Raw genomic sequence first — 24,784 nt, 5'->3', positions numbered from 1 at the left:
GATGGGCATGAACCTTAAACAGATCGAGTACGCCTTGGCGGTGGCTGATACCGGCAGCTTCACCCGCGCGGCTGAACGCTGTCACGTGGTGCAGTCGGCGTTGAGCCATCAGATCGCCCGGCTGGAAGAACAACTGGGTGCGCAACTGTTCGAGCGGACCTCGCGCTGGGTGCGCCTGACGCCGGCCGGCGAGGCGTTCGTGCCGAGTGCCCGCACCGCGCTGGAGGCGGCGCGGCGGATTGGCGACGAGGTGGCTGCCGCCTGTGGCGAAGTGCGCGGGCGCCTGTCCATCGGCGAGATCAGTTCGCTGACCGAACTGGACCTGGTGGACCTGCTGGCCGGCTTCCACCATCAGTACCCGCGCGTGGATATCCGCTGGCTGATGGGCAAGAGCGAATTGATGATTGCCGATGTCCGCGAGCGTCGCCTGGATGTGGCGTTTATCGGGGTGTGGCCGGGGGAATCGCTGGAAGGGGTGGAGTGGCGCCTGCTGGCAAAGGAAGAACTGGTGGCGGTGCTGCCGCCCGATCATCCGCTGGCGGCTGACGAACGGTTGTGCCTGGCGCAACTGGAAGACCAGCCGCTGGCCGACTTCCAGGCCGGAACCGGGGCCCGCCGGCAAACCGACGAGGCGTTTGCCGCTGCCGGTTTGCGTCATCGGGTGCAGTTCGAGGTGGGTACCACCAGCCTGATCGAGCGCTTCGTCCAGCGCGGGCTGGCCGTTGGCCTGGTGCCCGCGCGGATCGCTGCCGGCTTTCAGGCCGTGGTGGCCTTGCCGGTCAGCGATGCGCCGATTCGTCATCTGTATGCCATCTGGTCGAAGTCGCCGACCCCGGCCGCCAGTGCGTTCATCCAGTTGCTGGAACAAACCCTGGCCGCCCGAGCTGCCGACTGAGGTATCAGGCGGCAAAGCCACCGTCGATGGTCAGGCTGGCACCGGTGATGTAGGCCGCTTCCGGGCCGGCGAGGTAGGCGACGAAGCTGGCGATTTCCTCCACCCGGCCATAACGACCTACCGCCATCAGACCCATCAGGCTCTCGGCAAACTCGCCTTCGGCGGGGTTCATGTCGGTGTCCACCGGGCCCGGCTGAACGTTGTTGATGGTGATGCCGCGCGGGCCCAGGTCCCGGGCGAGGCCGCGGGTCAGGCCGACCAGCGCTGCCTTGCTCATGGCGTAGGGGCCGCCGCCGGCGAAAGGCATGCGTTCGGCGTTGGTGCTGCCGATATTGATGATCCGGCCACCTTCACCCATGTGCCGGGCCGCGGCCTGGGTGGCGACGAACACGCTGCGCACGTTCACGGCGAGGGTGCGGTCGAAGTCTTCCAGGCTGAAGTCGTCCAGCGGACCGACCGCCAGCACGCCGGCATTGTTGACCAGGATATCGATGCGCCCGAACTGCTCGACGGTCAGTGCCACGGCCTGTTGCACTGCCGCCGCGTCAGCGCTGTCGGCCTTGAGCGCCAGGGCCTGGCCGCCGTTGTTGCGGATCAGCTGTTGCAGGTCGTCGGCCACGGCCTGCGAACTGACGTAGGTGAAGGCGACTGCCGCGCCCTGTTCGGCCAGGCGCTTGACGATGGCTGCGCCGATGCCGCGTGAGCCGCCCTGGACCAGTGCTACTTTGCCGCTGAGGCTGGATTGATTCGACATGATGATGCTCCCGAAAGGACAAGGCTGAATGCCTTGTTGATGGGCTCAGTATCGGCGCTGGATTACCCTCTGATAATCCACTAATCGCTATAGTCTGAATAAACCACGGGTTTAGAGTGCGCCATGGAAACCTTCACCAGTATTGAATGCTTCATTCGCAGCGCCGAGGTGGGCAGCTTCGCCGAAGCCGCGCGCCGCCTGAGCCTGACACCCGCCGCCGTGGGCAAGAACGTCGCCGGCCTGGAAGCCCGGCTTGGGGTTCGTCTGTTTCAGCGCAGCACCCGCAGCCTGACCCTGACCGAGTCCGGCCAGCGTTTTCTTGCCGAGGTACGCGACAGCTTCCAGACCATCCAGCACGCCGTGGCCAACCTGGCCAGCGCCGAGGGGCAGCCGGCGGGCACCTTGAAGGTCAGTATGGGCACGGTGTTCGGACGCCTGTACATTTTGCCGCTATTGGGGGAGTTCCTTCGGCGATTTCCGGCAATCACGCCGGATTGGCACTTTGATAATCGCCAGATCGATCTGATTGCCCAGGGCTTCGATGCGGCCATCGGCGGCGGCTTCGACCTGCCGCCGGGCGTGGTGGCCCGCAAGCTGGCACCCGCGCACCGGGTGCTGGTGGCATCTGCTGATTATCTGGACAAGTGCGGGGCCGTTCGCGAGCCGGATGACCTGGACAAGGCGGATGGCATCCTGATTCGCTCGCCGCAGACCGGCCGCGTGCGCTCCTGGCCGCTGACCAGTCGTAGCCAGGATCACTCGCCGCTGACGCTACGCCCGCGCATGACCATGACCGACTCGGAGGCGGCCTGCGCTGCGGCCGAGCAGGGGCTGGGTATCGCGTTGGTGAGCATGCCGTTCGCCGTGCCCTATCTGCAGCGCGGCAGTCTGCTGCGGGTGTTGCCCGACTGGTACGTGGATGACGGCAATATTTCGCTGTATTACGCCCAGCACAAACTGCTGCCGGGCAAGACCCGGGCGTTTGTCGATTTCATCCTGGAACAGTTTGTCGAACAGGGGCTGGCGCGGCGGTTCGACGCGCTGGCCTGAGTGTTACCAGGCGCTGACGACTTCCTGAACCTGCCGGCCATTGCCCAGCACCAGGGTGATTTCATCGCCTTCGAACTTGCCCAGCAACTGCTGGCCCAGCGGCGAGCGCGGGGTGATCACGGTGACTTTCGATGGCCCCGTGCCGATCTGCAATCCGGCCGCTTCCGGCCCGAGAAACAGCAATTGCTGATTGCCCTGAGCGTCTTCCAGTTGCACCAGATTGCTGATCTGGATGCCACGTTCGGGGTCGTAATCACGCATCGTCAGTTGCTGATACGCCTTGCACGCCTGACGAATCTCTTCCATGCGTCGGGCCTGGCCGGTGGCCAAGTAGGAGGCTTCCAGGCTCAGGGTGTCGTACTTGTTTTCGGCAATGTTTTCTTCCGCCGTGGCCGTTTCATAGGCGGTCTGGGCGGCGCGCTGGATCATGTCCAGGTCAATCTCCAGACGCTCGATGATGGATTTCAGCAAATCGGTCTTGTTCATTTCAGCGGCAGAACTCAAGGACATTGGCCCGGCTTTTCTCGTTAGGGGCGGTGCGGTCCTGTTGCAGCCAGAACTGGCACCTGGGGTTGGACAGGTTGCGCGGGTTTTCCTCGGCATGCCTCTGCGCATCATCGACCTGCTGGGTGCGCAGGGCTTGCTGGTACTGGTCGAACATCTGGTTCTGTTCCGGCGATTGTTCCTGCGCGCCCGGCAGGCGGGCTGGTGCTGGCAAACGGGCGGGCGCGGCGGGGGGGGGTGCCACGGGCTGGCTGATCACTGCGGCCAGCGGCTCGTGCAGGGACGGCACGAATTGCCAGGCGGCCCACAGGGTAAGGCCGATAGCGACAACGCCGAGCCACAGGCCCAAGGCCACGCCGAGGGCAAGCGGCAGGATCTTGTGGGAAATTTTCAGTTCGCGACGACGTGCTCGGTAGGACATTGCAGCCTCCTGGCCAGGACAGGGAAGGGATTGTCGCACGACACATCGTAGGTTCTGCACGAAATGCATCCGAGCTCGGCCATGCTGCGTTGAAAACAGGCTCGGAATGCTCATTGACAACCAGTCAACTCCGCTTCCTCGCCTGTTTTCGCCTTGCCTGGCCTTCGCTCGAATACATTTCGTGCAGAAGCTGGTTTCCGTTGCCGGCAACACTTTTGTCTGCGCTCGAATATCAGGACAATCGGCGATTATTCGTTTGCGGTGCAAGAGGTGCCTGATATGAAGCCGAGCTGGGATATCTTCTGCTGCGTCGTCGACAACTATGGTGACATCGGCGTCACCTGGCGCCTGGCCCGACAACTGGTGGCCGAACATGGGCTGAAGGTGCGGCTGTGGGTCGATGAGCTGAACGCGTTCGCCCGCCTGTGTCCGGAGGCCGATCCGCAGGCGGAGCGGCAGGTTTGGGAGGGCGTGGAGGTTTGTCGCTGGGATGCCGAGTGGCAGCCGGTGGCGGTGGCCGATGTGGTGATCGGGGCGTTTGCCTGTCAGATTCCGCAGCCTTACATCGATGCGATGGTCCAGCGGGACAAGCCTGCATTGTGGTTGAACCTCGATTACCTCAGTGCCGAGGACTGGGTCGAAGGCTGTCATGGTCTGCCGTCGCCTCAGCCGAATGGCCTGCGCAAGGTGTTCTTCTTCCCCGGTTTCACCCCGCGCACCGGTGGTCTGCTGCGCGAAGCCGGCTTGCTGGAGCGGCGCGAGGCGTTCGAACAGGACGAGCGCGAGGCGTTCTTGCAGCGGTTGGGCATCGCGCCTGAGCCGGGGGCACGTCTGTTGTCGCTGTTCGCTTATGAAAGTCCGGGGCTGGCGAGTTGGCTGCAGGTGTTGTCCGGAGACAGCCGGCCCAATCACGTGCTGGTGCCGGAAGGGCGGGTGCTGGGCGATGTGCGCAACTGGCTGGGGCTGGACGAACTGGGGGTTGGCGAGGTTCATCGCCGTGGGGCGCTGACCGTGCAGATCCTGCCGTTCGTGCGCCAGGACGACTACGACCGGCTGCTCTGGAGCTGCGACTTCAACGCGGTGCGGGGCGAGGACTCCTTCGTCCGTGCGCAATGGGCGGGGCGGCCGCTGCTCTGGCATATCTATGTGCAGGAGGAGTACGCGCATTGGGAGAAGCTCGAAGCATTTCTCGATCTCTACACGCCGGGTTTGTCGGCCCCCGCGGCGGTGGCGCTGGTCGAGTTGTGGCGCGCCTGGAACATGGATCGCGATATGGGCGAGGCGTGGAAAGCGCTGTTGCAACACTGGGACGAACTGGCCGCTCATGCCCGTAAATGGTGCTCGGAACAGGCCGCTGGACCGGACCTTGCCACGACGCTGGTACAGTTTTACCGAAATTGGATATGATACGCGGCCTCGATTTTTATAAATCCATCCAAATTCGGATACTTCGTAATGAAAACTGGTAAAGAGCTGAAACCCGGTACCGTACTGCGGATCGACAACGACCCGTGGCTGGTGCAAAAAGCTGAGTTCACCAAATCGGGCCGTAACAGCGCGATCATGAAGACCAAGCTGAAGAACCTGCTGACCGGCTACAAGACTGAAACCGTCTACTCTGCCGACGACAAGCTGGACGACGTGATCCTGGATCGCAAAGAAGCGACCCTGTCGTTCATCAGCGGTGACACCTACACCTTCATGGACACCACCGACTACACCATGTACGAGCTGAACGCCGAAGACATCGAGGCCGTTCTGCCGTTCATCGAAGAAGGCATGACCGACGTCTGTGAAGCCGTGTTCTTCGAAGACCGTCTGGTTTCGGTTGAACTGCCGACCACCATCGTTCGTCAGGTTGACTACACCGAAGGTTCTGCCCGTGGCGACACCTCCGGCAAGGTCATGAAACCTGCCAAGCTGAAGAACGGTACCGAATTGAGCGTTGCTGATTTCATCGAAATCGGCGACCTGATCGAGATCGACACCCGCGAAGGTGGTTCCTACAAGGGCCGCGCCAAGTAAGACTGGCGGCTTCGCAAAAAACCCGGCCTTGGCCGGGTTTTTTTATGCCTGGAAAACGCTTCAGACACTGACGTGCAAGCGCACATCGACATTGCCGCGAGTGGCGTTGGAGTACGGGCACACCTTGTGCGCGGCGTCCACCAGGGCCTGAGCGTCGGCTTGTTCCAGGCCGGGCAGGCTGATGCGCAGGTCAATGTCGAGGCCGAACCCGCCTTCGATCTGGCCGATGCCTACTTCTGCAGTAATCGCAGCATCTGCTGGCAGTTGGCGTTTGCCCTGGGCAGCAACGAACTTCAGTGCGCCGATGAAGCAGGCCGAGTAACCGGCGGCAAACAGTTGCTCGGGGTTGGTTGCTGCGCCGCCGGCACCGCCGAGTTCCTTGGGCGTGGCCAGTTTCACGTCGAGGATACCGTCGTTGGAAACGGCACGGCCGTCGCGGCCACCGGTGGAGGTTACGTGTGCGATGTAGAGCGATTTCATGGAGGTGTCCTCTAACGTTGATCGTGTGTGGCGTCCTGCATGGCGCCGTCTGGATACGGAGATAAAGTTAGTTCACAAATATTTAGTGCGCAAGATAAATTTCCGAATTTTTCCCAACGGTCTTTGCGACGGGGCTGGTCATCAGGCCAGAAACCCCGTCGCAGAGCGGTCAGAGACTTTTTTGCAGATTGTCGCGCAGCTCCAGCAATTGCGCCTGCAGGGCCTTTAGGCGTTCGACCGACTGACCGCTGGCGCCGAGAATGCAGTGCGGCACGCGGCGGGCCTGTTCCTGCAAGGCCCGCCCGGCATCGGTGAGTTCGACGATCACCACGCGCTCGTCTTCGCGGCTGCGGGTGCGCTTGAGCAGGCCCTCGGCTTCCAGGCGCTTGAGCAGCGGGGTGAGGGAGCCGGGATCGGTGAGCAGGCGATGGCTGATTTCGCCGACGGTCAACGCGTCCTGTTCCCACAGCACCAACATGGCCAGGTACTGTGGATAAGTCAGTCCCAGCTCGTTCAGCAGTGGCTTGTAGACCTTGGTCATCAACAAGGAGGTGGAGTGCAGGGCGAAGCACACCTGATTGTCGAGCAGCAACTCGTCGCAGTTGTCGGAGGCTTTGGTGTCAGCGTTCATGCAAATCCTTTTCTTCGGTGGACCCTTGGATGTTAGCACGCAAGATTTTAGTGCGATCGCCAGCTCAGTTCGCTCTGTAGGGCCAGATCCCAGGGCGGAACCGGGCTGAAGCGGCTCTTGAGGAATTCGAGCAGCAAACGGCTCCGAGAGTTCGTTTCATGTTCCAGGCGCAGTGCGTAGATGCCACTGGTTTCGGCCTGCGGCAGGCCGTTTTCGCAGAACAGCGGCAGCAATTCGCCGCGCAGCAGGTACTCGCTGACCAGCCAGGTGGGCAAGTGGGCGATGCCGAGGCCGGCGAGGGCGCCGAACAACAGGGTTTCCGCGTTGTTGGCGGTCATGCGCATGCGCGAGGGGCGGAACACCCGCATCTGGCCGTCCACCTCGAAGCGCCAGGCAAACGGCGGGGCCAGGCCGTCCCAGTCCAGGCCGTCGTGTTGTACCAGTTCGACCGGGCTGGCCGGCACGCCGCGTTGACGCAGGTAGGCCGGGCTGGCGCAGGCGATGCGCACCATGTACGCCAGCGGCGTGGCCACCAGCCGGGTGTCGGCCAGCGGGCCGGCGCGCAACACCAGGTCCACCTCGCCCAAGTGGGAACCGTGCATATCGACGAAGCTGTCGATCAGGCGCAATTGCACGTCCAGCCCCGGATAGGCGACCAGGAAATCAGCAATCGCCGGCGCCAGGTGTCGGCGTCCGAAGGCTGCGGGGGCGTCCATGCGGATCAGGCCTTCCGGCGCATTGCTGAGCGATACCGCTTCGGCCCGGGCCAGCCGCAGTTCTTCGACGATGCGCCGGGCCCGCTCGGCGAAGGCGACACCGGCCGGGGTCGGGCGTACCGCGTGAGTGCTGCGCACGAACAGGCGACTGCCCACTGAGTTTTCCAGGTTGTCGATGCGTCGCGCTACTGCCGACGGCGTCAATGGATGGCGGCGGGAGGCGGCGGAAAAACTGCTGGTTTCCAGTACATCGAGGAACAGATTGAGCTGTTCGGTCAGAGCATCGGGATTCATCGGTGGGCTCGCTTATGCGAAATCGGCAAAGCCATTGTGCGTTGCTGTGCGTTTCCCCGCTAGACCGGTCCCGGTAGCATGCCGCGATTGGTTATTGAATCGAGGCCGGCATGATCGAGTGGTTGATGTATATCGTCCTGGGCGCAGCCCTGGGCACGGTGGGAGGGTTGTTCGGCATTGGTGGTGGTCTGATCGCGATTCCGGCGCTGGGCGTGTTGTTCGGACTGGATCAGCAACTCGCCCAAGGCACGGCGTTGGTGATGGTGGTGCCCAATGTGATGCTGGCGCTGTGGCGCTATCACCAGCGCAACCGCATCGAGTTGCGCCACGCGTTGCCGCTGGCCGCCGCCGGTTTTGTCTTCGCCTGGCTCGGGTCGATCTGGGCGGTGGGGCTGGACGCCAGGGCGATGCGCATTGGTTTCGTAGCGTTTCTGGTCGCGCTGGCAGCCTGGAATCTGCTGCGGATGTTCCTGCGCAGCAAGCCGGCGTCCAGTGAACTGCGCCATCCGTGGCCATGGCTGGGCGTGCTCGGCAGTTTTTCCGGGGTGATGGGCGGCCTGTTCGGCGTGGGTGGCGCAGTGGTGGCGACGCCGGTGCTGACCAGCGTTTTCGGCACCACTCAGGTGGTCGCTCAAGGCCTGTCGCTGGCGCTGGCACTGCCGAGTACCGCCGTGACCCTGTTCACCTACGGCGTGCACCAGCATGTCGACTGGGCCATGGGCATTCCGCTGGCGGCAGGCGGCCTGCTCAGCATCAGTTGGGGCGTGAAGCTGGCTCACGCCATGCCGGAAAAAGTCCTGCGATCGCTGTTCTGCGGTTTCCTGGTGGTCTGCGCGCTGATGCTCGCGTTCAAGATCTGATCGCTGCTGCTGCAAGAAAATGAGTCGCCGCCCCGGTGTTCCGCGGCTACTGTAGTGGGCCTGTTCACAAGGAGTCAGGCATGCCCACCGCACAGTCCTTTTCGCTGAGCCAGGCGCGACGCCTGGCACTCACCGCCCAGGGATTCTCCCGCCCGCCGCTCGGCCAACCGCCGGGCACCGCGCAACTGGCGCGCATGCTGCGGCGTTTGAGCGTGGTGCAGATCGATTCGGTCAACGCGCTGGTGCGCTCCCACTACCTGCCGCTGTTTTCCCGCCTGGGCGATTATTCCTCCGAAACCTTCGATCAATTGGCCTGGGGCCGTGGCCGTCAGCGCAAGCTGTTCGAGTATTGGGGGCATGAAGCGTCGTTGCTGCCGCTGGAACTGTATCCGCTGCTGCGCTGGCGCATGCAGCGCTCGCGGCAGGGGCAGGGCATCTATCGGCAACTGGCGGAATTCGGTCATGAACAGCAGGCGACCATTGCCCGGGTGCTCGCCGCGGTAACCGAGCAGGGCGCGCTGGGCGCCGGCAGCCTGTCGACCCGCCAGGAGCGCGCCGGGCCATGGTGGGACTGGAGCGCTGAAAAGCTCGCGCTGGAATGGCTGTTCGCCGCTGGCGAGGTCACCGTCGCCGGCCGTCGCGGCTTCGAGCGGCTTTACGATCTGCCGGAACGGGTGCTGCCGGCGTCGTTGCTCGCGCAGCCGGTTCCCGATGAAGCCGAGGCCCAGCGCGGTTTGCTGTTGCACGCGGCACAAGCGCTGGGCGTGGCGACCGAGAAAGACCTGCGTGACTACTTCCGCCTTTCGCCCGCCGACAGCCGTCAGCGTCTGCACGAACTGGTCGAAGACGGCCGCTTGCAGCGTTGCCAGGTTCAGGGCTGGTCCCAGCCGGCTTACTGCCTCGATCGCCCGCGCATACCGCGCAAGGTCGAAACCAGTGCCTTGCTGTCGCCTTTCGATTCGTTGGTGTGGGAGCGTGACCGCACCGAACGGCTATTCGATTTCCGCTACCGACTGGAAATCTACACGCCGGCGCACAAGCGCGTTTACGGCTATTACGTGTTGCCGTTCCTGCACCACGAACGGATTGCCGCGCGGGTCGATTTGCGCGCCGAACGTGCGCACCAGCGCCTGGCTGTGCACGCGTTGCACGAGGAACAACAGGGGCTGGATGAACAGGGGATAGAGGCCCTGGCCGTCAGTCTCTGGCGACTGGCGGGCTGGCTGGGCCTGGAGCGGGTGCAGATCAATTGCGCCCGGACCGGCACCGCGCGTTTGCGCGCAGCGCTGGCCCGGGTCGAACTCAGCGGCGAACCTGCTTGAGGGTTTCGGCGATGAGGAATGCCAGCTCCAGCGACTGATCGGCGTTCATCCGCGGGTCGCAATGGGTGTGGTAGCGGTCGGACAGGGCATCTTCGGTGATCGGCCGGGCGCCGCCGATGCATTCGGTGACGTTTTGCCCGGTCATCTCGATGTGGATGCCGCCAGCATGGGTGCCCTCGGCCTGGTGCACCTGGAAGAACTGCTTCACCTCGCTGAGAATCTGCGCGAAGTCGCGGGTCTTGTAGCCGCTGCTGGCCTTGATCGTGTTGCCGTGCATCGGGTCCGAGCTCCACAGTACCTGGCGACCTTCGCGCTCGACACTGCGGATCAGCCCCGGCAGGTGATCGCCGACCTTTTCTGCGCCCATGCGTACGATCAGGTTCAGTCGGCCCGGGTCGTTGCTGGGGTTGAGAATGTCGATCAGGCGGATCAGGTCTTCGGTGTTCATGCTCGGGCCGACCTTGACCCCGATCGGGTTGTTCACCCCGCGCAGGAACTCGACATGGGCACCGTCCAGCTGACGCGTGCGGTCGCCGATCCAGAGCATGTGCGCCGAGCAGTCAAACCAGTCGCCGGTGAGGCTGTCCTGGCGCACGAAGGCCTCTTCGTAATTCAGCAGCAGCGCTTCGTGGGCGGTGAAGAAACTGGTTTCGCGCAGTTGCGGCGAGCTGTCCATGCCGCAGGCGCGCATGAAGGCCAGGGTTTCGTCGATGCGGTCGGCCAGTTGGCTGTATTTCTCGGCCAAGGCCGAGTTGGCGATGAAGTCCAGGTTCCACTTGTGCACCTGGTGCAGGTCGGCGAAACCGCCCTGGGCAAAGGCGCGCAGCAGGTTGAGGGTGGCGGTGGCCTGGTGGTAGGCCTGCAGCAGACGCTCGGGATCGGGCACCCGGCTCGGCTCGTCGAAGGCGATGCCGTTGACGATGTCGCCGCGGTAGGCGGGCAGGGTGATGCCGTTGATGGTTTCGTCATTGGCCGAGCGCGGCTTGGCGAATTGTCCGGCCATGCGCCCGACTTTCACCACCGGGCAGCCGGCGGCGAAGGTCATGACGATCGCCATCTGTAGCAGCACCTTGAAGGTGTCGCGGATTTTCGCCGCCGAAAACTCGGCAAAACTCTCCGCGCAGTCACCGCCTTGCAGCAGGAAGGCCCGGCCCTGAGTGACTTCGGCGAACTGCCGGCGCAGCTCGCGGGCTTCCCCGGCGAAGACCAGCGGCGGGTAGCTGGCCAGGGTCTGTTCGACCTTGAGCAGGCGCGCGGCGTCGGGGTAGGTCGGTTGTTGCTGGATCGGCAAGGCGCGCCAGCTATCGGGACTCCAGGGTTGGCTCATCACAGGCTCTGTCTTGTTATCGCAAAGAAGCGGAAAGGTCTGCCGCCATGCTATCACCCGGCACACGCCTTGTTGCACTGGGCACATTGACGGACAATGGCGCCTTTTGCTTGGGCACGCAGGTTGCCGGGAGACAGCATGACAGACCGGGAAGAGCGGCTGCTGGCGCAGGTCCACGATCAATTCGGCACCATCAGTGTGTTCGAGGTCGAGGACTACCGCTTTCTCGAATTCGGCGAAGCGATCGAGCAGAGCTGCGTCTTTACCGCTGACCCGAGCTGGCTGGAATACGACTACACCCGCGCCATGTTCATTGGCGCGCTGTGCCATGAACTGCCGGAAAGTGCGCTGTTCCTCGGTCTCGGTGCCGGCACGCTGACCCAGGCCTGCCTGAAGTTCCTGCCGCTGGAGGACGTCGAGGCCATCGAACTGCGCCCCGACGTGCCGCGCCTCGCCATCGAATACCTCGGTCTGGATGACGACCCGCGTCTGTATATCCGCGTCGGTGATGCGATGGAACTGCTGCCAACTGCGGAAATGGCTGACCTGATTTTCGTTGATCTCTACACCGACCACGGCCCGGGCGTCGCGCATCTGGCCTGGAGCTTCCTGGAGAACTGTCAGAAACATCTGAATCCGGGCGGCTGGCTGGTGATCAACCAGTGGGCCGGCGATGACGGCAAGCCGCTGGGCGCGGCACTCCTGCGCGGGCTCTACCATCGCCATTACTGGGAGCTGCCGGTAAAGGAGGGCAATGTGATCCTGCTGGTGCCGGCCGACCTCGACCAGACCCTTGACCAGACCGGCCTGCGGGCCCGCGCCGAGGCCCTGGCGCCGCGCCTGGGCTACTCGCTGCAACCGTTGATCGAGGTGATTCGTCTGGCATCCTGAATAAAACGTTTCAGCTATCAGCCCCAGTGTCAGGCACTCCTGGGGCCTTGGAGTTCGGCAAGGCTTGTCGTTCCAAGGCTTGCGCTCGTCGTTTTCCGAAAAAAGGTCTCACGGAGGCGACAAAATCGGGTATAGTGCGCGCCGGTCTTTCAACGGACCTCGTTTAAGTCGTGCAATTCCCCGAAGCCAGCTTCGGCTGCGCGTCCGCACTGCGGACTCTTCTTAGACGTTCTTTTATCTTCAATCGTTTTCGCAAATCCCCGCCGACAAAGCTGCCAGGGTGACCTTCGGGTCTTACAAGGCATGTGCAGCTTTGGAGCATGGGTCTTTGCGGATGCACTTAGAGGCAGACCCATGACCCAGGAAATCGGCGGCTTCGCCGCTCTCAATCTTCACCCAAGTATTGTTGCCGCCGTAATCGCTACTGGCTACGAAGAGCCTTCGGCCATTCAGCAACAATCCATCCCGATCATTCTCGCCGGTCATGACATGATCGGCCAGGCGCAGACCGGTACCGGCAAAACCGCCGCTTTCGCTCTGCCCATCCTGAATCGTATCGACCCGAGCAAGCGCGAGCCGCAAGCCCTGATCCTGGCGCCAACCCGTGAGTTGGCGCTGCAAGTAGCCACCGCTTTTGAAACCTACGCCAAGCAGATGCCGGGCGTTACCGTGGTGGCTGTATATGGTGGTGCCCCGATGGGCCCACAACTCAAAGCAATCCGCAACGGCGCGCAAATCGTCGTCGCTACCCCTGGCCGTCTGTGCGACCACCTGCGTCGCGACGAGAAAGTCCTGGCGACCGTGAACCACCTGGTTCTCGACGAAGCCGACGAAATGCTGAAACTGGGCTTCATGGATGACCTGGAAGTCATCTTCAAGGCCATGCCGGAAAGCCGTCAGACCGTTCTGTTCTCGGCCACCCTGCCTGCCTCGATCCGTGCCATCGCCGAGCGCCACCTGCGCGAGCCGAAGCACGTCAAGATCCAGACCAAGACCCAGACCGTAACTGCCATCGAGCAGGCACACCTGATGGTCCACGCCGACCAGAAGGTTTCCGCCGTCCTGCGTCTGCTGGAAGTCGAGGAATTCGACGCGCTGATCGCTTTCGTGCGCACCAAGCAGGCCACCCTGGATCTGGCGAGCGCCCTTGAAGCCAAAGGCTACAAGGCTGCTGCACTGAACGGTGACATCGCCCAGAACCAGCGTGAGCGCGTCATCGACTCGCTCAAGGATGGTCGCCTGGACATCGTCGTCGCTACCGACGTCGCTGCCCGTGGTCTGGACGTACCGCGCATCACTCACGTGTTCAACGTTGACATGCCGTACGACCCGGAATCCTACGTTCACCGTATCGGCCGTACTGGCCGTGCCGGTCGCGAAGGCCGTGCCCTGCTGCTGGTCACTCCACGTGAGCGCCGCATGCTGCAGGTTATCGAGCGTGTTACCGGTCAGAAAGTTGCCGAAGTTCGCCTGCCGAATGGTCAGGCCGTTCTTGATGCCCGCATCAAGAAACTGACCAACAGCCTGGCGCCGCTGGTTGCTGACGCTGAATCGACCCACGGTGATCTGCTGGATCGCCTGACCGCCGATATCGGTTGCAGCCCACGTGCCCTGGCCGCTGCGCTGCTGCGCAAGGCCACCAACGGTCAGGCCCTGACCCTGGAAGCTGTCGAGAAAGAGCAGCCGCTGGTTCCGACCTCCGCTCCGCGCGAGCGTACCGGTGAGCGTTCGGAGCGTGGCGAGCGTGAGCGTCGTGCGCCGATCCCGCTGGGTGAAGGCCGTGCGCGTTGCCGTACCGCTCTGGGTGCTCGCGACGGTATCGCCGCGAAGAACCTGCTGGGCGCGATCCTCAACGAAGGCGGCCTGGCCCGTGAAGCTATCGGTCGCATCCAGGTGCGCGACAGCTTCAGCCTGGTTGAACTGCCGGAAGATGGTCTGGAGCGTCTGCTGACCAAGCTCAAGGACACCCGCGTTGCCGGCAAGCAGCTGAAACTGCGCCGTTATCGCGAAGACTGATCCGCGAGTAAATAAAAAATCCCCGACTGGTTCGGGGATTTTTTTTGCCTGTGAGATGGCAGAAGGCGGGGCAAGGTCAATCGAAGCGGTAGATGTCCATTCCCAGCGCACCCAGCGTAAAGCCTTGGTGCTCGATGCCGAATCGCTCACCCGCGGCCCGGGCGAAGTACAACGGCAGCAGGTGCTCATCGCTTGGATGGTTGCGCACGGCGAAGGGCGCCTGACGCCGATAGTCGAGCAGGGCAGCGCTATCGTTGGCCGTCAGTTTTTCCACCATCCAGTCACGAAAGCTCAGGGCCCAGGGTGCGGCGCTGCTATCCCTGGCACGCCAGTTCAGCTCGCCGAGGTTATGGGTGATGCTGCCGGAGCCGATCAACAACACGCCTTCTGCCCGCAGCGGGGCCAGGGCACGGCCTACGCGCTCCTGAAAGGTCGGGCCAAGTGTGCTGGGCAGGGAAACCTGCACCACCGGAATATCGGCTGCCGGGTACATCAGCGACAGCGGTACCCAGGCACCGTGGTCCAGAGGACGTTTGGGGTCGAGGTCAGTGGGCAGGCCGGCTTCGGTGAGCATCGCGGCCAGGCGCTCGGCCAGTGCGGGTTCGCCGGGCGCCGGGTACTGCACGGCGTACAGCGCTTGCGGGAAACCGCCGAAGTCATGCCAGGTGGCGGGTTTGGGGGCGCTGGTCACCAAGAGGTCATGGCTTTCCCAATGCGCCGACACCACGACGATGGCTTTGGGGCGCGGCAGTTCTGCGGCCAGCCGGGCGAGGGCCGGGCCGCTTTCGCCCGGTTCCAGGGCCAGCATGGGGGATCCGTGGGAAATGAACAGGCTGGGGAGCATCTCGGAAGTCCTGAGGGTTATGATGGCCACCATCTTCAGGCAGATCATTGATCTAAATCTAATATAAGTTTTCGCAGTATTTGATCGAATTATTCGAGGTCAGCATGCAAGCGGATTTTTGGCACAAGCGCTGGGAGCGCAATCAGATCGGTTTCCACCAGGAGCAGGTCAATTCCTATCTGGCGCAGTACTGGCCTTCGTTGGGCATCGACGCCGGTGGGCGGGTGCTGGTGCCACTGTGTGGCAAAAGCCTGGATCTGGTCTGGCTGGCGGGGCAGGGGCTGCGGGTGCTGGGGGTGGAGTTGTCGCAGCGTGCCGTGGAGGACTTTTTTGCCGAGCAGCAACTGGAGCCTGAGCGCTTCGAGCATGGCGCCTTCACGTGTTATCGCAGTGAAGGCATCGAGCTCTGGTGCGGAGACTTCTTCGAGCTGAACGCCGCCGATGTGGCCGATTGCGTCGGTCTGTACGACCGCGCCGCGCTGATCGCCCTGCCGCCAGAGATGCGTGAGCGTTATGCCGCTCATCTGGCGACGATCCTGCCCGCCGGTTGCGGGGCCGTGCTGGTGACCATGGACTACGATCAGTCGCAGTTGGACGGGCCTCCGTTCGCCGTCACCGATGAGGAGGTGCGGAGACTGTACACGCCGCGCTGGCAGATCCTCGCCGAGGACGAGCAGGACATTCTCGGTCAGAGCTGGAAGTTTCTGCAGGCGGGTGTCAGCCGTTTGCTTGAGCGGGTTTACGTGCTGCGGGGCTGAATCGGCAGTGAAAAAGGGCGACCCCTGTGGTCGCCCTTTTTCGTTGCGGTGTCGCTTAGCCGCGACGGCGCAGTGCTTCGATGCGTTCTTCCAGCGGCGGGTGGCTCATCAGCAGGCCAGCCAGGCCCTGCTTCAGGCCGCCGTTGATGCCGAAGGCATTCAAGGTGCTCGGCATCTGCACCGGTATGCCCTGTTCCGAGCGCAGGCGCTGCAGTGCGCTGATCATTGCGCCAGTACCGGCGAGGCGGGCACCTGCGTCGTCGGCGCGGTACTCGCGTTTGCGCGAGAACCACATGACGATGATGCTGGCGAGGATGCCCAGGATCAGTTCGGCAACGATGGTTGCGACATAGTAGGCAATGCCCTGGCCTTCTTCGTTCTTGAAGATCACTTTGTCGACGAAATTGCCGATGATCCGTGCAAAGAACATCACGAAGGTGTTCACCACGCCTTGCACCAGTGCCATGGTCACCATGTCGCCGTTGGCGACGTGGCCGATCTCGTGGGCCAGAACCGCACGTACTTCATCCCGCGAGAAGCGCTCCAGCAGGCCCTGGCTGACCGCGACCAGCGCGTCGTTGCGGTTCCAGCCGGTGGCGAAGGCGTTGGCCTCGTAGGCCGGGAAGACACCGACTTCCGGCATCTTGATGCCGGCATTGCGCGACAGTTCCGCGACGGTCTCCATCAGCCATTGCTCATGGTGGGTGCGCGGCTGGGTGATGATCTGGGTACCGGTGCTTATCTTCGCCATCCACTTGGAAATGAACAGCGAGATCAGCGAGCCGGCGAAGCCGAACACCGCACAGAACACCAGCAGTTGATCGAGCTTGAGGTCAACCCCGTTTGCCGCCATGAACCCATTGAAGCCGAACAGGCTCAGGGTGATGCTGGCGACCAACACGACCGCAAGGTTAGTGGCCACAAACAGCAAAATGCGCATCATGGTTGTTACGTTCTCCTGACGGATAGATATGTAGCGTATGCGGGTATATAAGGTGCGCGCCTTTGGGATTCAACCGAGCGACTATTTCAAACTGTGTACATGTCAGGGAGACGGACACACCAATCCAACCCGCGGTCCAGAGCCGCAGGTAGGAAAGGGGGAAGTGATAGGGGAAAGTACCTGCGCCTTTTCAGACACAGGTATGACTGTAGGCTACTGCTGATAAGTCTTCAGGAAATTTCCGATGCGACCGATGGCCTGCTCAAGATCGTCGACGCGCGGCAAGGTCACCACGCGGAAGTGATCCGGCCACGGCCAGTTGAAGGCGGTGCCTTGGACGATCAACAGTTTTTCCGAGAGCAGCAGGTCGAGGGCGAATTTCTCGTCGTTCAGGATCGGGCAGACTTTCGGGTCGATCCGCGGGAACGCATAAAGCGCACCCATCGGCTTGACGCAACTGACGCCCGGGATGTCGTTGAGCAGTTCCCAGGTGCGGTTGCGCTGTTCCAGAAGGCGGCCTTGCGGCAGGACCCGGTCGTTGATGCTCTGGTAACCGCCAAGGGCGGTCTGGATGGCGTGCTGGGACGGCACGTTGGCGCACAGGCGCATATTGGCCAGGATGTCGAGGCCTTCGATGTAGCTCTGGGCGTGTTGCTTGGGCCCGGAGATGATCAGCCAGCCGGAGCGGAAACCGGCGACGCGGTAGGACTTGGACAGGCCGTTGAAGGTCAGGCAGAGCAGGTCAGGCGCCAGGGATGCGCTGCTGATGTGTATGGCTTCGTCGTAGAGGATCTTGTCGTAGATCTCGTCGGAGAACACCACCAGGTTGTGCTGGCGCGCCAGCTCAAGCATGCCCAGCAGCACTTCGCGCGAGTACACGGAGCCGGTGGGGTTGTTCGGGTTGATGATCACCATGGCCTTGGTGTTGGGGGTGATCTTGGCCTTGATGTCTTCCAGGTCAGGGAACCAGTCGGCCTGCTCGTCGCACAGGTAATGCACCGGCCGGCCGCCGGCCAGGCTGACTGCGGCGGTCCACAGCGGGTAGTCCGGCGCTGGGATCAGCACTTCGTCGCCATTGTTGAGCAGGGCCTGCATCGACATCACGATCAGTTCGGAAACGCCGTTACCGAGGTAGATGTCCTCGATGCCGACGCCTTCGATCTGCTTCTGCTGGCAGTACTGCATGACCGCCTTGCGGGCGCTGAACAGGCCTTTGGAGTCGCTGTAGCCCTGGGCGGTTGGCAGATTGCGGATCACATCCTGGAGAATTTCCTCGGGCGCCTCGAAGCCAAAGGGCGCGGGGTTGCCGATATTCAGCTTGAGGATGCGATGGCCTTCCTCCTCCAGTCGCTTGGCGTGCTTGAGCACCGGGCCGCGAATGTCATAGCAGACGTTGGCGAGCTTGTTCGATTTGCTGACCTGCATGATGTGATCCCGTTTGGAAAAGATCGCCGCGCACTGCGCTTTGAAAAGGTTTGAAATGCGAGTAACGCGGGTGCCAGACTGACGCCTGAATTGAGGCGCAATAATACGTGCCACCCGTACAGACGAAAAGAAGCTGCACGGGCTTTTTGATTTGCCGAGGCCTGCACATGCAAAAGTTAGAGAAAACCCTTGAAGAATGGCGTGCGATGCTCGACCCCGACCAGTATCAGGTTTGCCGCCTGAAAGGTACCGAGCGCCCGTTCAGCGGCAAGTACAATGCGACCCGGACCGATGGCGTCTACCATTGCATCTGCTGCCAGGCCCCGCTGTTCGATTCGAAGGCAAAATTCGACTCCGGCTGTGGCTGGCCCAGCTTCTACGAGCCGATCGAAGACAGCGCGATGATCGAGATACGCGATACCTCCCACGGGATGATCCGTACCGAAGTCACCTGTGCCCAGTGTGATGCCCATTTGGGTCATGTATTCCCCGACGGACCCCCACCCACCGGCCTGCGTTACTGCATCAACTCGGTGTGCCTGGAATTGGTACCACGCTGAAAACGGGTTCATTCAATTAAGGAGCGATGTGAATGGCTGGCGAATTGCTGAATATCCCCTGCACCACCATCAAGGGTGAGCAGAAGACCCTGGCGGACTTTCCGGCCAAGGCGCTGTTGGTCGTCAATACTGCCAGCCAGTGCGGTTTCACACCCCAGTACAAAGGGCTCGAGGCGCTTTGGCAGCACTATCGCGAGCAGGGTTTGGTGGTGCTGGGTTTCCCCTGCAATCAGTTCGGCAAACAGGAGCCGGATGACGAGACGGCGATTTCGCAGTTCTGTGAGTTGAACTTCGGTGTCAGCTTCCCGCTGTTCAGGAAGGTCGACGTCAACGGCGCCGATGCCCATCCGCTGTTCGTCGAGTTGAAAAAGCGCGCCCCCGGCCTGCTGGGCTCGCAAGGGATCAAGTGGAACTTCACCAAGTTCCTCTTCGATCCGCGAACCGGAAAGGTCTCGCGTTATGCGCCCACCACCAAGCCGGATGCCTTGAGCGCCGATATCGAAGCGCTGCTCAAATAATCACCGGCGGCACCCAATGGTCGATCAGGGCCAGTAGCTCCTCGCGGCGGAACGGCTTCGCCAGATAGTCGTTCATCCCCGCCGCCCGGCAACGCTCGCGCTCTTCGGGCATGGCGTTGGCGGTCAGGGCCACGATCGGCAGGTTCGGCCAGCGTCCGCTCTGGCGGATCCGCCGGCTGGCTTCGTAGCCATCCATCACCGGCATGTTGCAGTCCATCAATACCAGATCAAAACTCCCGTGTTCCAGTTGCTCCAGGGCGTCGGCGCCGTGTGCGGCGACGCTCACCTCGCAGCCGAGCTTACCCAGCATGCCCTTGGCCACCAGTTGGTTGACCGGGTTGTCCTCGACCAGCAGGATCCGCGCCCGGCGCACGCTGGCGGGTTTTTCGGCTTGTTTAGCAGGCGCGCCTTCATCGACGCGCGAAAGCACCCGGCGCAGTGCCTGATACAGCGCGCTCCGTGCCAGGGGGCGGGCCTGTTGCTGTAGCGGGGCGAGGCTGGTGGCCTGGTCGCCGGGCAGGAAATTGCCGTAAGCGGTGATCAGCAGGATCGGCGCTTTGATGGTCGGGCGCAGGGCCATCAGGCTGTCCAGATCATCGGTAATCAGCAGGTCCGGGTTGCTGTCGCCAAGCTCGCCGATACGATCATGCCGCTGATAATTCACGCCCCAGCGCGGCAGCAGGGTTTGCAGCAACTCGGCCAGCCCGCTGTTGGCGCTGCTGAGGGCGATCACGTTGCCGTGGAGGCGCTCGTAGGTGACGGCGCCGGTATGGCTTGGCAGTGGCAGTTCGGCGCTGAACTGGCTGCCGAAACCGCTTTCGGAACTGATGCTCAGGTGTCCCTGCATGGCTTCGCAGAGGTTGTTGGTCAGGGTCAGGCCCAGGCCTGTGCCGCCGTATTGGCGGGTGATCCCGGCGGCGGCCTGGATAAAAGGCTGGAAAATCCTGGTCTGGGCTTCCTGGGCGATGCCGATGCCGGTATCGCAGACATCGATGCGCACGCCGCCGTTGTAGGTGCTCAGGCGCACATCCACGCGTCCGAACCGGGTGAACTTGAGTGCGTTGGACAGCAGGTTGCTGACGATCTGCCTGACCCGGGTCGGATCGCCGAGCACCATGGCGGGGAATGTCGGGTCGATCAGGCACGTCAGTTCGACGTTGGGTGCGGTGTTTTGCGACAGCAGGTTGGCGGTGTCTTCCACCAGGGCGCCGAGGTCGAAGGGGATTCGCTCCAGTTCAAGCTGGCCGGCGTCGAACTTGGACAGATCAAGAATATCGTTGAGCAACTCCACCAGCACCTTGCCCGAGTCATGGGCGATGGCCAGTTGTTGGCGTTGTTCGGCGTTGAGCGGACTGTCCAGCGACAGCGCGATCATGCCGAGCAGGCCGTTCAGCGGTGTGCGGATTTCATGGCTCATATTGGCCAGGAACGCGGCGCGGGCCTGGGCCATGTCCAGAGCGCGTCGTCGCGCGTCCTCAAGCTCCTCATTGGACTGGCTCAGGCGCGTGTTGCTGGCCTTCAGCTCGTCGGTGCGGGCGGAAACAATGTTTTCCAGCTCGTTGAGGTATTCGGTCAGGCGGTTCTCGGCGTTGCGCCGCTGCTTGATCTCGGTGGCCATGGTGACGAACTGCTGGTTGGCGACCTTGACCAGCACGCCGATCTCATCATGCTCATGGCCGACGGGGAAGGGCAGCTTGCCCTGGTTGGGGTCGTGCGGGTCACTGCTGCTCAGGGAGCTGATCACCCGCACCAAGGGCTTGGTCAGCATCATATAGAAGAGCGCGAGGAGAATGCCGGTCAGCACCAGGCTGCGCACGAAGCCGTTGAGCAGCGTCACTTCGGCCCGTTTGAGGAAGCGGCTGCCGAAGGCGAAGGTGTCGACATCCAGGTACAGCGTGCCGAGGTATTCGTCCGGCATGTGGCTGAGGTACAGGCGATTCTTGAACTGGCGGTTGTTGCCGAAGAGGAAGTCGCTGAGGACGCGGTACGCGCTTTCCTGGCGAGGGCGCTGCATGTCGGCGAGCACCGTGTCGTTGTTGTCGACCAGTTGGGCGCGGATGATGGCGGGTGATTGCAGCAGGCCGAGGGTCAGTTCCTGGGCCAGCTCGGCGTCGATGTTGTAGGCGATGCGCGAAGCGGTGTTGTGGCTGATATCCAGCAATGCCTGCATCTCGCGGTTGATGGAGGCGTCTTCGCTGGCATAATCGATCCCGATCTGGATGAAACTGAGCAATGTCCCCAGGATGAAGCCGACGAGGACTGTCAACCGGGCTTGCTTGTACGACAGGCGATTGGTGAACTTGATATCCATGGTCCCGAGCCAGTTCCACATTCCATGCGCTGCGCAAGCATAGCCGATCAACCCCGGCTGCTGGCATGTACTGTCGCACATTCAGCTTGTTCCTTTTCGCCTGAATATGACTTGAGGAATTCTCGTGGACCCTCGTTTGACCGCATTTCTCGAACGTGCCGAAAGTGTCCTGGCCCGCCTCGAACCACTGTTGCCGGCGCTGCGCCCGGAAATCGACTGGAGCCGCTGCCTGGCGGCGCGTTGGCAGCGCGATGGGCGCAGCGGTTACCTGTCGCCGCTGGAAGTGAGCCTGGACATTCGGTTGTCTGACCTGATCGGCGTCGATCAGCAGCGCGACCAGCTCGGGCGCAACACCCGCCAGTTCCTCGATGGCGTGCCCGCCAACCACGCGCTGCTGTGGGGTTCGCGGGGCACCGGTAAATCTTCGTTGGTCCGTGCGCTGCTGGCCGAGCACGCCGACGCCGGTTTGCGTCTGATCGAGATCGAGCGTGATCACCTGGCTGACCTGCCGCGGGTGGTGGAGCAATTGCACAAGTTGCCGCAGCGTTTCGTGCTGTTCTGCGACGACCTGTCGTTCGAGGCCGGCGAGGGCGATTACCGGGTGCTCAAGAGCGTGCTGGACGGCTCGCTCGAACAGGCCCCGGATAATGTGCTGCTGTACGCCACCTCCAACCGCCGGCACCTGGTGCCGGAGAAACAGAGCGACAACGAAAACTGGAAGATGGTGGATGGCGAACTGCACCCCAGCGAGGCGGTGGAAGACAAGATCGCCTTGTCTGACCGTTTCGGCCTGTGGTTGTCGTTCTATCCGTTTACCCAGGAGCATTTCCTCAATGTGGTCGAGCACTGGATCCGCGAACTGGCCAAGGGGCCGGGGCTGGTCTGGGCGCGCGACGAGGAGCTGGAAAAGGCCGCAATTCGCTGGGCAACCGGTCGCGGTAATCGAAATGGCCGCTGTGCCTACCAGTTCGCCCGCTACTGGGTCGGACTCAAACTGCTGGAGCAACACAAATGATCGACTTGAATGCGGCGGGAGCGGGGCTTGGCGGCTACGCGCTGCTGGCGGCGCAATTGGAAGCCTTGCTCTCGGGCGAGCGTGATTTCATCGCCAATGCCGCACAGTTTTCCGCCTTCCTCTATAACCAGGTCGATGACCTGAACTGGGCGGGCTTCTACCTCAATCGCGATGGCGAACTGGTGCTGGGGCCTTTCCAGGGTCAGGTCGCCTGTGTGCGAATCGCTTTCGGCCGGGGTGTGTGCGGCGCCGCCGCTGCCAGTCTGCAGACCCAACGGGTCGAGGATGTCCATGCGTTTCCCGGGCACATCGCTTGCGACAGTGCCTCGAACAGTGAGTTGGTGATTCCTCTGGTCAAGGACGGGCACCTGATTGGCGTGCTGGATCTGGACAGTCCGAAGCTCGCACGCTTTAGCGTCGAGGATCAGGCGGGGCTGGAGCAGCTGGCGGGGATTTTCCTGCAGGCGACCGATTGCTGATTGGCGATTGGCGGAAACAGAAGAGGGGCCATTGCGGCCCCTCTTTCTTTGTATCTGGTGTTCTCAGTCGTAGATGACTTTCTTCTTCCAGTTTTCTTCTTCGTCCGTCTTCAGGCCTTCGGTCAGTGCGTTGACGTCGCTCTCGGTCGGCTCGATGGTGTCCAGCACCATGGCATTGGCGCGGGCCAGAAGCTTTTCCATGTATTCCAGTTGTTCGCGGTACTGCGCAGGCTCCGGCTGCTTGCGCAGGTATTGCACGCCGCGTTCGAAAGCGAGGCGGGCATGCCCGGGCTGGTTTTGCTGCAACGCGGCCTGGCCCAGGTTATTGAAGAACTCGATATGCAGCTTGACCAGGATGTGGCGGATTTCCTTGACCCAGTACTTGGCTTCGTTGGTGGCCAGGAAGCCTTCCTGGCAGGCACGGACGACCTGGCTGTGCAGAGCTTCCAGAAGGAAGCGGATATCCTTGGCGCGAGCTTCGGTCTGGATCGGGCCGGGCGGGTTGCTGACCGGCAGCGATTCGCCCTGGGCGATCAGGGCTTCCAGCTCGGCGATACGGCTCTGGATATTGCTGTTGTGCTTGTCCAGCGACAGTTGGCGCTGGTTGAGGTTGAGTTCAAGGCGAGTCAGCAGCAGCTTGAGCGCCGGCGTCATCAACTGGCCCGGGAACGTTTCGGTGATCTCGCCACAACGCCGCAAGCGTTCGGCCAGCTCGACTTTCAGTCGCGCCCGCTCCAGCTTGTTGTTCTCGACTACGTTATTCAGATAGCCGATCACGATGAGTAAGGCGATACCCGCCACGATAAGCAGGGTAATCAATAGTGGTGTCACCGTTCACGCCTCGTCAGTCAGGGTTACCGATTGAGTGTAGTGGCTTCCCTATTGCCCGGATAGAGCAGTTTGGCGGAAGCCGGAGGAGGATTGATGGCAATTTGCCCTGTGTCACACTTGGGCAATTGTTTTACCGTCCTTTCCTCTATCGGCAGCGACGGCTGGAAGAATAGGGCGGGCGGCTTGCCCGGGCGGTCCTAAACACGGCGAAGTCATTGATTTAAATAAATTTCTAATTGGGGGTTGACGACCTTTCAAAGCATCCCTAGAATGCGCGCCACTTGCAGCGTAAAGCACACAGCGAAACGCGGCAGGGAGTGAAGTTGTAGCGTGTCCCCTTCGTCTAGTGGCCTAGGACACCGCCCTTTCACGGCGGTAACAGGGGTTCGAGTCCCCTAGGGGACGCCAATGCGGGAATAGCTCAGTTGGTAGAGCACGACCTTGCCAAGGTCGGGGTCGCGAGTTCGAGTCTCGTTTCCCGCTCCCGTTTACAAAGGCTTTGCTTAACGGCAGGGCTTGTAAAGAAATCCAGGGGTCAATCTTCAGGATTAAACTCTGGTCACTAAAACATGCGATGCATGTTTTGGGCAGAGTCCCCTTCGTCTAGTGGCCTAGGACACCGCCCTTTCACGGCGGTAACAGGGGTTCGAGTCCCCTAGGGGACGCCAATATGCGGGAATAGCTCAGTTGGTAGAGCACGACCTTGCCAAGGTCGGGGTCGCGAGTTCGAGTCTCGTTTCCCGCTCCAAATATGGTGCTACCGGATTCAATCGAGTCCTGTAGCCAAGAAAAAAGGACCTTCGGGTCCTTTTTTCGTTTCTGCGGAAAAATCCATTCACGTCCAGCGGGCCCGAAAGCGGGCTTCGTCGTTGTGCGGCATCAAACATTCATGCAAAAAAACGCCGCTTCAATGA

The 24,784-nt window shown here is 62.2% G+C and carries 24 protein-coding genes, 4 tRNA genes and 1 pseudogene; 17 read left to right on the top strand and 12 right to left on the bottom strand.

Features of this window, described 5'->3' with window-relative positions:
• Positions 1–7 precede the first annotated feature (7 nt).
• A complete protein-coding gene (locus tag HWV67_RS28705) occupies positions 8–895 on the top strand; it encodes a LysR family transcriptional regulator (RefSeq protein ID WP_175653672.1) in 888 nt (295 codons plus the stop codon).
• A gap of 4 nt (positions 896–899) precedes the next feature.
• Here HWV67_RS28705 and HWV67_RS28700 read toward each other — a convergent pair whose 3' ends face one another.
• Positions 900–1,649 carry a 3-oxoacyl-ACP reductase family protein gene (locus tag HWV67_RS28700; RefSeq protein ID WP_175653671.1) on the bottom strand — a complete coding sequence of 250 codons (750 nt, stop codon included), beginning with the start codon at positions 1,647–1,649 and terminating at the stop codon, positions 900–902.
• A gap of 123 nt (positions 1,650–1,772) precedes the next feature.
• On the opposite strand from HWV67_RS28700, the gene HWV67_RS28695 reads away from it, so the two are divergent.
• Entirely contained in the window at positions 1,773–2,699 is a 927-nt protein-coding gene (locus HWV67_RS28695; protein WP_175653670.1) for a LysR family transcriptional regulator, read from the top strand.
• A 3-nt stretch (positions 2,700–2,702) separates the two neighbouring features.
• On the opposite strand, the gene HWV67_RS28690 is transcribed toward HWV67_RS28695, so the two are convergent.
• Both HWV67_RS28690 and HWV67_RS28685 read right to left on the bottom strand, forming a co-directional pair.
• Positions 2,703–3,185 (bottom strand): GreA/GreB family elongation factor, encoded by a 483-nt coding sequence (locus tag HWV67_RS28690; protein ID WP_175653669.1) that lies wholly within the window; start codon positions 3,183–3,185, stop codon positions 2,703–2,705.
• Between the two features lies 1 nt (position 3,186).
• Positions 3,187–3,624 carry a hypothetical protein gene (locus HWV67_RS28685; protein ID WP_175653668.1) on the bottom strand — a complete coding sequence of 146 codons (438 nt, stop codon included), beginning with the start codon at positions 3,622–3,624 and terminating at the stop codon, positions 3,187–3,189.
• Between the two features lie 279 nt (positions 3,625–3,903).
• Between HWV67_RS28685 and earP the strand changes: the two genes are divergently transcribed.
• On the top strand, positions 3,904–5,031 hold the full coding sequence (earP, locus tag HWV67_RS28680; protein ID WP_175653667.1) for an elongation factor P maturation arginine rhamnosyltransferase EarP: 1,128 nt from the start codon (positions 3,904–3,906) through the stop codon (positions 5,029–5,031).
• Between the two features lie 48 nt (positions 5,032–5,079).
• Positions 5,080–5,649, top strand: coding sequence for an elongation factor P (locus HWV67_RS28675; protein ID WP_095155577.1), 570 nt, complete (start codon positions 5,080–5,082; stop codon positions 5,647–5,649).
• A gap of 60 nt (positions 5,650–5,709) precedes the next feature.
• Here HWV67_RS28675 and HWV67_RS28670 read toward each other — a convergent pair whose 3' ends face one another.
• The 3 genes from HWV67_RS28670 to HWV67_RS28660 all read right to left on the bottom strand — a co-directional run bounded on the left by HWV67_RS28670 (position 5,710) and on the right by HWV67_RS28660 (position 7,770).
• Positions 5,710–6,129: an organic hydroperoxide resistance protein gene (locus tag HWV67_RS28670; RefSeq protein WP_110969338.1), complete on the bottom strand. Its 420-nt coding sequence runs from the start codon at positions 6,127–6,129 to the stop codon at positions 5,710–5,712.
• 169 nt (positions 6,130–6,298) lie between these two features.
• Entirely contained in the window at positions 6,299–6,760 is a 462-nt protein-coding gene (locus HWV67_RS28665; RefSeq protein ID WP_095155579.1) for a MarR family winged helix-turn-helix transcriptional regulator, read from the bottom strand.
• Positions 6,761–6,807: 47 nt separating this feature from the next.
• Entirely contained in the window at positions 6,808–7,770 is a 963-nt protein-coding gene (locus HWV67_RS28660) for a LysR family transcriptional regulator (protein WP_175653666.1), read from the bottom strand.
• Between the two features lie 110 nt (positions 7,771–7,880).
• Between HWV67_RS28660 and HWV67_RS28655 the strand changes: the two genes are divergently transcribed.
• Positions 7,881–8,630: a sulfite exporter TauE/SafE family protein gene (locus tag HWV67_RS28655; protein ID WP_110969340.1), complete on the top strand. Its 750-nt coding sequence runs from the start codon at positions 7,881–7,883 to the stop codon at positions 8,628–8,630.
• Positions 8,631–8,710: 80 nt separating this feature from the next.
• Complete coding sequence (locus tag HWV67_RS28650; protein ID WP_175653665.1) at positions 8,711–9,952, top strand: winged helix-turn-helix domain-containing protein; 1,242 nt, start codon at positions 8,711–8,713, stop codon at positions 9,950–9,952.
• Here the strand turns inward: HWV67_RS28650 and HWV67_RS28645 are convergent.
• The gene (locus tag HWV67_RS28645; RefSeq protein WP_095155583.1) at positions 9,933–11,279 is read right to left on the bottom strand and encodes a class II 3-deoxy-7-phosphoheptulonate synthase; all 1,347 of its coding nucleotides are present in this window, start codon (positions 11,277–11,279) and stop codon (positions 9,933–9,935) included. The genes HWV67_RS28650 and HWV67_RS28645 overlap by 20 nt on opposite strands.
• A gap of 138 nt (positions 11,280–11,417) precedes the next feature.
• Between HWV67_RS28645 and HWV67_RS28640 the strand changes: the two genes are divergently transcribed.
• Entirely contained in the window at positions 11,418–12,170 is a 753-nt protein-coding gene (locus HWV67_RS28640) for a spermidine synthase (RefSeq protein WP_175653664.1), read from the top strand.
• Between the two features lie 320 nt (positions 12,171–12,490).
• A pseudogene (locus HWV67_RS28635) lies at positions 12,491–14,186 on the top strand (DEAD/DEAH box helicase).
• Between the two features lie 76 nt (positions 14,187–14,262).
• Here the strand turns inward: HWV67_RS28635 and HWV67_RS28630 are convergent.
• On the bottom strand, positions 14,263–15,030 hold the full coding sequence (locus HWV67_RS28630; protein WP_175653663.1) for a DODA-type extradiol aromatic ring-opening family dioxygenase: 768 nt from the start codon (positions 15,028–15,030) through the stop codon (positions 14,263–14,265).
• 104 nt (positions 15,031–15,134) lie between these two features.
• On the opposite strand from HWV67_RS28630, the gene HWV67_RS28625 reads away from it, so the two are divergent.
• Positions 15,135–15,788, top strand: a complete 654-nt coding sequence (locus HWV67_RS28625) for a thiopurine S-methyltransferase (RefSeq protein ID WP_175653662.1) — start codon at positions 15,135–15,137, stop codon at positions 15,786–15,788.
• 55 nt (positions 15,789–15,843) lie between these two features.
• Here HWV67_RS28625 and htpX read toward each other — a convergent pair whose 3' ends face one another.
• Together htpX and HWV67_RS28615 are read right to left on the bottom strand one after the other, a co-directional pair.
• The gene (gene htpX / locus HWV67_RS28620) at positions 15,844–16,731 is read right to left on the bottom strand and encodes a protease HtpX (protein ID WP_175653661.1); all 888 of its coding nucleotides are present in this window, start codon (positions 16,729–16,731) and stop codon (positions 15,844–15,846) included.
• Between the two features lie 213 nt (positions 16,732–16,944).
• Positions 16,945–18,156, bottom strand: a complete 1,212-nt coding sequence (locus HWV67_RS28615) for a pyridoxal phosphate-dependent aminotransferase (RefSeq protein ID WP_175653660.1) — start codon at positions 18,154–18,156, stop codon at positions 16,945–16,947.
• Positions 18,157–18,323: 167 nt separating this feature from the next.
• Here HWV67_RS28615 and msrB point away from each other — a divergent pair, with 167 nt between their 5' ends.
• A complete protein-coding gene (gene msrB / locus HWV67_RS28610) occupies positions 18,324–18,716 on the top strand; it encodes a peptide-methionine (R)-S-oxide reductase MsrB (protein ID WP_175653659.1) in 393 nt (130 codons plus the stop codon).
• 32 nt (positions 18,717–18,748) lie between these two features.
• Positions 18,749–19,234 (top strand): glutathione peroxidase, encoded by a 486-nt coding sequence (locus HWV67_RS28605; RefSeq protein ID WP_175653658.1) that lies wholly within the window; start codon positions 18,749–18,751, stop codon positions 19,232–19,234.
• Here the strand turns inward: HWV67_RS28605 and HWV67_RS28600 are convergent.
• On the bottom strand, positions 19,227–21,545 hold the full coding sequence (locus HWV67_RS28600) for a hybrid sensor histidine kinase/response regulator (RefSeq protein WP_175653657.1): 2,319 nt from the start codon (positions 21,543–21,545) through the stop codon (positions 19,227–19,229). The genes HWV67_RS28605 and HWV67_RS28600 overlap by 8 nt on opposite strands.
• 124 nt (positions 21,546–21,669) lie before the next feature.
• Between HWV67_RS28600 and HWV67_RS28595 the strand changes: the two genes are divergently transcribed.
• Both HWV67_RS28595 and HWV67_RS28590 read left to right on the top strand, forming a co-directional pair.
• On the top strand, positions 21,670–22,560 hold the full coding sequence (locus HWV67_RS28595) for an ATP-binding protein (RefSeq protein ID WP_175653656.1): 891 nt from the start codon (positions 21,670–21,672) through the stop codon (positions 22,558–22,560).
• The gene (locus HWV67_RS28590; protein WP_175653655.1) at positions 22,557–23,039 is read left to right on the top strand and encodes a GAF domain-containing protein; all 483 of its coding nucleotides are present in this window, start codon (positions 22,557–22,559) and stop codon (positions 23,037–23,039) included. The genes HWV67_RS28595 and HWV67_RS28590 overlap by 4 nt, the downstream gene beginning before the upstream one ends.
• A 63-nt stretch (positions 23,040–23,102) precedes the next feature.
• Here HWV67_RS28590 and HWV67_RS28585 read toward each other — a convergent pair whose 3' ends face one another.
• Positions 23,103–23,870, bottom strand: coding sequence for a hypothetical protein (locus HWV67_RS28585; RefSeq protein ID WP_095155594.1), 768 nt, complete (start codon positions 23,868–23,870; stop codon positions 23,103–23,105).
• A gap of 332 nt (positions 23,871–24,202) precedes the next feature.
• Here HWV67_RS28585 and HWV67_RS28580 point away from each other — a divergent pair.
• The 4 genes from HWV67_RS28580 (at position 24,203) to HWV67_RS28565 (ending at position 24,618) form a co-directional block, all read left to right on the top strand.
• Positions 24,203–24,278 (top strand) — tRNA-Glu (locus tag HWV67_RS28580).
• Positions 24,279–24,280: 2 nt separating this feature from the next.
• A tRNA-Gly gene (locus tag HWV67_RS28575) sits at positions 24,281–24,353 on the top strand.
• Positions 24,354–24,462: 109 nt separating this feature from the next.
• Positions 24,463–24,538, top strand: a tRNA-Glu gene (locus HWV67_RS28570).
• A 4-nt stretch (positions 24,539–24,542) separates the two neighbouring features.
• Positions 24,543–24,618, top strand: a tRNA-Gly gene (locus tag HWV67_RS28565).
• The last annotated feature ends 166 nt before the right edge of the window (positions 24,619–24,784 follow it).

Source organism: Pseudomonas sp. Marseille-P9899, from assembly GCF_903166565.1.
Taxonomy (GTDB): domain Bacteria; phylum Pseudomonadota; class Gammaproteobacteria; order Pseudomonadales; family Pseudomonadaceae; genus Aquipseudomonas; species Aquipseudomonas huaxiensis.
Note: the sequence above shows the minus strand (reverse complement) of the source record. Positions and strands in the feature narration are given on the sequence as shown.